The sequence below is a fragment of the Planctomycetota bacterium genome, assembly GCA_038746835.1.
Classification (GTDB): Bacteria; Planctomycetota; Phycisphaerae; order Tepidisphaerales; family Tepidisphaeraceae; genus JBCDKH01.
In genome coordinates this window covers 1-7,740 of the sequence record JBCDKH010000175.1, presented here as the reverse complement: position 1 = coordinate 7,740, position 7,740 = coordinate 1, and the positions used below count along the sequence as shown (strand labels likewise).

The following is a 7,740-nucleotide window of genomic DNA, read 5'->3' as shown; positions in this document are numbered from 1 at the left end:
CCGGTCGATACGAAGCCGTCGCCGTCTGGACGCTGTTCGTCGCGGCGAAGCGGTAGGCGACGTCGCCGGGGTCGCCGTAGTAGATGGAGCTGCCGCTGGTCGACCACCCACCGCTAAACGTGACACCGGCCTCACCGGGACTCGCCGCGATGTCGTCATTGTCGACGATGACCTCATTGTGCTGATCGCCCACCGGCCTCAGAGGTACGACTGTCGCCCCGGAGCGCCACAAGTAGTCGGCGTAGTACTGCAGCTGGTCCTGGTTCCCCATGTCCTCGACCATGCGATTGACTAGTGGCCGCCCCGTACGCCAGGCGTTGAAGCCGCTGTCGTACGCGTACCCATGCCCGGCCGAGACGTACACGACATGCCCGGTCAACGGCCCGTCGGGCTGATCACCGGCGTACGACGCCCAGTAGCCGACCTGCTCACCACTGCCAGACAGCAGACGACGCGGCTCGAGTGTTTCGGCTGAGGTGCAAGTCTCTCTCATGGTGGGGCGAGTCTTCTAGAAGCTTACCAGACCGTCACCGGAAGGGCCAAGGTTTTGCCGTCGCAATCGCGACACCGCAGCGGCGCTGAAGCGGATTGCTGGCCCATGAACCCGTCAGATGCAGCGGTCTGAAGACGCCTGTGGTTGAATGACACTGTGAATCACTCGTGGCATCGCGTCGTCGCTCACCGCTACGGACCGCCGAGCAGTCTGCGCATCGAGCCGTTCACGCCGCCATCGCCTCAGCGCGGGGAGGTCCGCGTTCGTGTCGAAGCCGCCGGTGCCAACGCGGGTGACTGGCATTTGCTCCGCGCGTCACCCGCCATCGTGCGTCTGTTCTTCGGACTCCGCCGTCCCAAACACCCGGTCCTCGGAAGCGACGTGGCTGGCATCGTTGAGGAAGTCGGTGACGGCGTGACTGATCTTCAAGTCGGCGATGCGGTCATGGGTAGCTTGTCGACGTTCGGCTTCGGCGCTTTCTCTCAAGTCGTCGTGAAGCCGTCGGAGGCTTTTGTGAAGATGCCGGCTGGCATCTCATTCGAAATGGCAGCTGCAGTTCCCGAGGCTGGCATGACTGCACTCCAGGCGGTCGATCAGGCTTGCTCGAACACGGACGTTCGCAGACTTCTCGTCTACGGAGCCAGCGGCGGCGTGGGAAGCGCGGCCACTCAAATCGCCGTCGCAAAAGGTCTCGACGTCACGGCAGTTTGCAGTGTTGGCAAGGTCGAGCACGTCTCTTCCTACGGAGCCGCCCGTACGACGCACTACGAGGATGACCTGCCGAAAGACTTCGACGCCGTTGTCATTGCCAACTCGCGTCGGTCCTTGAGGTACTACCTGGACCGCGTCCGAAGGGGTGGCCGGTGCGTGCTTGTCGGGAGTCCGGGCTATCAGTTCCTGCGAGCAGGCCTTTTCGGACTGATTGCTCGGCCGCTTTGGAACAAGTCGTTGACATCGTTTCTCGTCAAGCCGGACCGAGGTTCGCTCGCCGGTGTTGTTCGACTTCTTGAGACGGGTGATCTTCAACCGCACGTCGATCGGACCTTTACCTTGAACGAGATCGGCGAAGCACTTGCCTGCCTCGAAGCCGGCCAGGCTCGCGGCAAAGTCGTGATCCGCCCACACAACGAGCCGAATTGATCATCGTCCGGGCAATGAAAAGGCCCGGCGATGTGGCCGGGCCTGTGTCGTCGTACATGTCGCGGCGTCAGGCCTTCTTGCTCTTCTCGATCGCCTCGTCGAGGCCGCCGACGTAGCGGAAGTTGCCTTCGCCGCTCGAGTCGCCCTCGCCGTTGAGGATCCGCTCGAAGGAGCTGACCGTCTCTTCCAGCGGCGTGTAGTTGCCAGGGAAGCCGGTGAAGACCTCGGCCACGTAGAACGGCTGGCTGAAGAAGAGCTCGATCTTGCGGGCACGGCTCACGACCAGCTTGTCCTCTTCGGACAGCTCGTCGACGCCGAGGATGGCGATGATGTCCTGAAGGTCGCGGTAGCGCTGCAGCATCGTCTGCACCTTTCGGGCGACGTCGTAGTGCCGGTCGCCGACGATCTGCGGGTCGAGCGCTCGGCTGTTCGATGCCAGCGGGTCGACGGCCGGGTAGATGCCCTTGGAGGCGATGGATCGCTCGAGGTAGATGAACGAGTCGAGGTGGGCGAACGCATTGGCCGGGGCCGGGTCGGTCGGGTCGTCGGCAGGGACGTAGACGGCCTGCACCGAGGTGATGGCACCGTTCTTGGTCGACGTGATCCGTTCCTGAAGCTCGCCCATCTCGGTGGCGAGCGTCGGCTGGTAACCCACGGCACTCGGCATGCGGCCGAGCAGGGCCGACACCTCGGAGCCCGCCTGCGTGAAGCGGAAGATGTTGTCGATGAAGAGCAGCGTGTCCGCACCCGACTCGTCGCGGAAGTACTCGGCCATCGTCAGGGCCGACAGGGCGACGCGGAGGCGGGCACCGGGCGGCTCGTTCATCTGGCCGAAGACCATGACGGTCTGGTCGATGACCTTCTTGCCGGTGTCGCCGATGGCGGCCTCCTGCATTTCGAGCCAGAGGTCGGTGCCCTCGCGGGTCCGCTCACCGACGCCCGCAAACACCGAGTAGCCGCCGTGCTGGCGAGCGATGCGGGCGATGAGTTCCTGAATGATGACGGTCTTGCCCAGGCCCGCCCCGCCGAAGAGGCCCGCCTTGCCGCCGCGAATGAACGGCGTGAGCAGGTCGACGACCTTGATGCCGGTCTCGAAGACCTCGGCTTTCGGGGACAGGTCACTGAACTCCGGCGGCTCCCGGTGGATCGGGCGGAAACCGTCAGCATCGACGTCGCCACGCTCGTCGATCGGCTGACCAAGCACGTTGAAGACGCGGCCGAGCGTGTTCTTGCCGACGGGCACCTGCAGGGGCGAGCCGGTGTCGGTGACGGTCATGCCACGCTTGAGCCCGTCCGTGCCGCCGAGGGCAACAGCTCGGACCTTGCCGCCGCCGAGGTGCTGTTGGATTTCGCCGGTCAGCGTCGCGGTTTCGCCGTCAAGCTCGAAGTCGACGGTGACGGCGTTGTAGATCGCAGGGAGCTTGTCCTCGGCGAACTCGGCGTCGAAGGTCGAGCCGATGACCTGGACGATCGTGCCAGTGTCGCTGGCGGTGTGGTTGGACAGATCAGGCGTAGCGGTGGCGGTCATGAGCGGTGATCCGGTGGCAAGAGCCGGCGTGGATGCGGTGTCGCGGCCGGACATCCGGCACGTCGCGTGGGCGGCGACTCTAGGGCCATTACGGCAGCACTCCACCCGCTGCAAGACGTCGTCGACAGGCCCGGCTTGAGGTCGTCCACGGTCGACGCCAAGCGCTTGCGGAACGCCCACTCTGCGACTTGGGCATGGCTCAACTTCGGGAAGTACAACGCCCAGAGAAGTCCGCCAGCCACCTTTCCAGGGGATTTGAACTTTGCTAAACGAACCAATTGAGATACCGTCTTCGTACCTCGGAGGGTGGTCGGCGTGACGCTCAAGGAACGAGTGCACGGGAAGTCTGTGGCGGAGTTTGCCTTAGGCGGTTCACAAGCTTTTGCAGCCAGTCGCTCCTGCCCCCGACGCGACTGGCTCACTCGGGCCCTCGTCATTCGTGACGAGGGCCCACTTTCTCTGTCGATCAGACAGCAGCAGCCACCAGGCGTGCTTCTGTCGAGTAGGCGTCGTAGTTCTGCCGGACCTCAGGCAGGCTGTCGCCGCCGAACTTGTCAACGAAGGCGGCTGCAACCTCAAATGCGACAACGTTTTCCAGCACGACACTCGCCGCGCTGATGGCTGAGACGTCGCTGCGTTCCCAGCCGGCTTCGCTGGCTTCCTTGGTGTTCAGGTCGATCGACCGCAACGGCTTGCCGAGCGTGCTGATCGGCTTCATCGCCGCCCGGACGACGATCGGCTGGCCGTTGGTCATGCCGCCTTCCAGCCCGCCCGCGTTGTTGCTGCCGCGCGTGTAACCGAGGCTCGGCGTGTCACGCTGGCCTTCGTCGAAGAAGATCTCGTCGTGCACTTGGCTGCCGGGACGGCGTGCGGTCTCGAACCCGAGGCCGATTTCAACGCCTTTGAAAGCCTGGATCCCCATGACCGCCCCGCCGATTCTGCTGTCGAGCTTGTCGAACCAGTTCATGCTGCTGCCGATGCCAACCGGACAGCCAAACACATGCGTCTCGATGATGCCGCCGGCCGTGTCCTTGGCCATCTTCTGATCGCGAATGAACGACCGCATCTCGGCGGCCGCCTGCTCGTCGGGGCAGTAGAGGTCGTTGGCGTCGCGTCTGGCCAGCATGTCGTGCCAGTTGTCGGCCGTGACTTCAAACTCGCCCGTTGCCGGACCGACCGCCCGGACGAAGCCGAAAGCCTCGATGCCGAACGGCTTGAGCAAACACCGCGACAGCGCACCGGCTGCCACACGCGCGGCCGTCTCGCGGGCACTGGCACGCTCCAGCGTCTCCCGACAGTCGGTCGTGAGCCACTTGGCAGCACCGGCGAGATCGGCATGCCCAGGACGCGGCCGGTACAGCGGCGGGGTTCGTTCAAGGTCGTCGAGCCGGCTGTCCTTGTTTTTGACCGCCAGGAGGACTGGAGCACCGGTCGTCTTGCCTAGCCGCACGCCGCTGAGGTACTCGGCCTTGTCGGTTTCGATCTTCTGTCGCCCGCCGCGTCCGTAGCCGCCTTGGCGTCGCTTGAGCTCGCCGTCAACGAAGTCGCTGTCGATCTCGACGCCAGCCGGCATGCCGTCGACGAGCGCGAAGAGGCCAGGTCCGTGCGATTCTCCCGCGGTTCTGTAACTCAGCGTCGGCATGACGCGGGCACTCTACGTCCGCCGGCCGAGCACCTGTTCGAGTCGCTGAAGGTCGTCGCCGTGGGTGAGCTTCACGTTCGACGCGTCGCCTTCGACGCAGATGATGCCGTAGCCAGCGAGCTCCAACAGCGAGACGTCGTCGGTCACATCGTCTTGCGATGTCGGCTTCGCGTAGGCATCGACAAGCCAGTCGACCCGCATCGCCTGGGGTGTCTGGACCGCGAGCAGGCTCTGCCGTGAAAGAGTCTCAACGATGCGATCGGATTCGACACGCTTGATCGTGTCCGTCGGCACGAGGCCCGGCACTGCCGCTCCGTGCCGGACGGCGGCATCAAACACGCGATCGACGAGACTCTGCGAGACCGCCGGTCGGGCCGCGTCGTGGACGGCGACAAAGTCGCAGTCCGGCCTCAACTGCCGAAGGTGGTCCAGCCCGAGCTTGACGCTCTCGCTGCGTGTCTCTCCGCCCGGGCACCACGAGACTCGATTAAGCTCGATCAGCTTGCCAACAACGACGACGAGGCCGACGTCCTCGCGATGTCGGAACGCGTCCACGGCATGTTCGATAACAGATTTTCCGGCAATGTTTTGCGAGAGCTTGTCACCACCAAAACGACTGCCCGAGCCTGCCGCCGGGATGACGACGCCAAACCTGCCTGCCAGCGCCGCTTGTGACGTCACAGCCCGAGCATAGCCGAAGACCAGGAAGGCCCCGGCCTGCTCGTTCGCCGTTGTCATGTCGCCGCCAACCGTCCCGCAGATTCCAGACGTCATCGCGTTCGTCGCCCATCCGGGCGCGCCGATTCCGTCGGACCTGACGCGACACACGATTGCGGCAGAGACCGACCCTGCGCCTCGTCTCGAAGTCCTCGCCGACGGAGCGCAGCGTGTCATGAGCCACCGCGACCACGCCGGCCGGTCGCTCTACGTCTGGGGACGGGCAGCATGTGACAAAGCCCGATCGGACCAGATGCTTTCTGAATGGCTCGCCGACGCAACGCCGGAGCGATTGCGCGAAGTCGTCGGCTCATACGTGCTGCTGATCGACGATCACTCGACACGACGCGTTGCAATGGCGAGCGATGTCCTTGGCTTTCGCCCTTGGTACGCAGGCCGCTCCGACGGCCGGATGGTCGCTGGAAACAGCGTGCTCGGACTCGCTCGTCGCGGTCTTGCGGGCGGTGCGGTTCGGTACGAGTCCATTGCAGCGTGGTTGCGATTCAACTTCGACTTCACGCCTGGCCTGCTCATCGATGTGCCACGACTCGAACGCGACGCCATTACGTGGTTCGACTACGAGGGCAATGTCGTCGCAATCGATCGAGCCCCGCCGTCGCCGACCGAACCACTGCTCGACGCCGATGAGATCGCGGAGGCGATGTACGACCTCGTCGTGTCGAACTTTGAGCTCCTCACGGATGGCGAGCCCAGCTTCACGCTGCCGCTCTCCGGCGGCTACGACAGTCGTTACCTGCTCGGCTTGGCGATGCAGCAGTCGCGCAAAGTCGCGTTGATTCACGTCGAAACGAGCCCGGCTGAAGCCACGCTTGCACGAGAGGTAGCGGCGGTTGCCGGTCAGAGCATCGAGGTCATTCCGTCCGGCGGGCACAGCCTCGATGCGTTCGACGCGCCGTTCGCGATTAGCCCGGGCGGGTTCCCGACCGGCCGAAACATCGCAACGCTTGCCGTCGGCGATCGACCCGAGCCCGTGCTCAGCGGCTTCATCGGCGGCTGGTTCATGCGCGACGTGAACGGCCGACCCGATCCGGCGGATGACCTGGAAACCATCGTCGAGACGCTCGTCCGCTCGCACGCGTTTCGCGTCAACCGGTCGTACCTCCTTCGACATGACTCCGAGGCAGCGATCGACAGGCGGCTTCGCGAGGCACTTCGCAGCTTCATCACATCGCTCGACCCCAGCCGCAACCCGTACGCCGACTTCAACCTCTTTGGCCGACAGCGTCACTACGTCTCGAGTCTGTGGCAGCAGCACCTCGGCACGGCCGAGGTCTTGCTCCCATTCGTCGACTGGCGGCTGGTCGACCTGCGTGGCCGAGCCCCGCTCGACCGCCTCACGCAAAGGCGCTACGGCGCGTTCATGGCGCGCAAGTTCCCACAGTTCGCAAGCATTGCGCACAGCAAAGACGTCGACTCGGACCTGCCCGAACAGCCGAGCCGCCACCTTCGGCGTGCGACCATCGCGCTTACCAAAGACCTCTTTTCAAACGGGCGTCTGACCGATGCCGTGTCGCGCAAGAAAGTCGCCCGTCGCATTCCCGACGGACTGCGAAGGCAGCTGCGACGACAGGACGAGCTGCTATCCCTCTACAAGATCAAGCTGTTCGTCGAAGCCATCGACAACGCCGGCCTGAAAATTGATTGGCGTGAACTGGCACGCTGAGTCCACCCGTGCTCAAAGCAACTCGTCGAGGATCGCCGGCATCTCAGTGCGCACGCACGTGAACATGGGTGTGTCACGCAGCGTGTACTTGCTCGCCTCGGTCTCGCGCAGCTCCTGCACCAAGTCGAGGAAGTCGGACGCGATGTCTGTCTCGAAGGCGACGACGAACTCCTGGTCGTCCAGGCCGAAGCTGTAGGTCGTGTTGAGCTTGACGCTCGGGTACTTCGTGCCGACGCGGATGTGCTCACTCATCGCCGTCTGCCGGTCTTCCTGGCTCATCAGGTACCACGGCCTGGTCTTCACGAACGGGTAGACGAAGAGGTACTTCCGTCGACCCGGCACGATCTTGGCCCGGCTGTTCTCGTCGTGAAACGGGTCAACCGGATCGATGTACTGGCTTCGCTTGGTCATCGCGAGGAAGCGGTGGCTGGTCGTGAGGTAGCCCGCGAGCCGCGTTCGATTCATCGCCGCCTCGCGTCGTTGAAGCACGTCCGACTCGTACGCGATTCGCCACACGATGAAGTCGGTGTCGGTCT

The 7,740-nt window shown here is 64.3% G+C and carries 7 protein-coding genes; 2 read left to right on the top strand and 5 right to left on the bottom strand.

The features are described 5' to 3' along the window. The coding region (locus AAGI46_13985; protein ID MEM1013316.1) for a hypothetical protein at positions 1-493 on the bottom strand (493 nt) is incomplete at its 3' end. 144 nt (positions 494-637) lie between these two features. On the opposite strand from AAGI46_13985, the gene AAGI46_13980 reads away from it, so the two are divergent. Further along, entirely contained in the window at positions 638-1,633 is a 996-nt protein-coding gene (locus AAGI46_13980; protein ID MEM1013315.1) for an NAD(P)-dependent alcohol dehydrogenase, read from the top strand. Between the two features lie 67 nt (positions 1,634-1,700). Here AAGI46_13980 and atpD read toward each other — a convergent pair whose 3' ends face one another. The 3 genes from atpD to ispD all read right to left on the bottom strand — a co-directional run bounded on the left by atpD (position 1,701) and on the right by ispD (position 5,541). Beyond that, positions 1,701-3,161: a F0F1 ATP synthase subunit beta gene (gene atpD / locus AAGI46_13975; protein MEM1013314.1), complete on the bottom strand. Its 1,461-nt coding sequence runs from the start codon at positions 3,159-3,161 to the stop codon at positions 1,701-1,703. Positions 3,162-3,627: 466 nt separating this feature from the next. Beyond that, positions 3,628-4,803 carry a chorismate synthase gene (aroC, locus tag AAGI46_13970; GenBank protein ID MEM1013313.1) on the bottom strand — a complete coding sequence of 392 codons (1,176 nt, stop codon included), beginning with the start codon at positions 4,801-4,803 and terminating at the stop codon, positions 3,628-3,630. A gap of 12 nt (positions 4,804-4,815) precedes the next feature. Next, positions 4,816-5,541 carry a 2-C-methyl-D-erythritol 4-phosphate cytidylyltransferase gene (gene ispD, locus AAGI46_13965; protein MEM1013312.1) on the bottom strand — a complete coding sequence of 242 codons (726 nt, stop codon included), beginning with the start codon at positions 5,539-5,541 and terminating at the stop codon, positions 4,816-4,818. Here ispD and AAGI46_13960 point away from each other — a divergent pair. Then, positions 5,540-7,204 (top strand): hypothetical protein, encoded by a 1,665-nt coding sequence (locus AAGI46_13960; protein MEM1013311.1) that lies wholly within the window; start codon positions 5,540-5,542, stop codon positions 7,202-7,204. The two genes, ispD and AAGI46_13960, sit on opposite strands and share 2 nt — an antisense overlap. A gap of 12 nt (positions 7,205-7,216) precedes the next feature. Here the strand turns inward: AAGI46_13960 and AAGI46_13955 are convergent. Further along, positions 7,217-7,740 (bottom strand): chlorite dismutase family protein (locus AAGI46_13955; protein MEM1013310.1); only part of this gene is annotated, 524 nt, incomplete at its 5' end.

Excerpts from the sequence above, each read along its gene's own strand:
- atpD (MEM1013314.1), bottom strand. The coding sequence starts at position 3,161 with ATGACCGCCACCGCTACGCCTGATCTGTCCAACCACACCGCCAGCGAC.
- aroC (MEM1013313.1), bottom strand. The coding sequence starts at position 4,803 with ATGCCGACGCTGAGTTACAGAACCGCGGGAGAATCGCACGGACCTGGC.
- AAGI46_13960 (MEM1013311.1), top strand. The coding sequence starts at position 5,540 with ATGTCGCCGCCAACCGTCCCGCAGATTCCAGACGTCATCGCGTTCGTC.
- ispD (MEM1013312.1), bottom strand. The coding sequence starts at position 5,541 with ATGACAACGGCGAACGAGCAGGCCGGGGCCTTCCTGGTCTTCGGCTAT.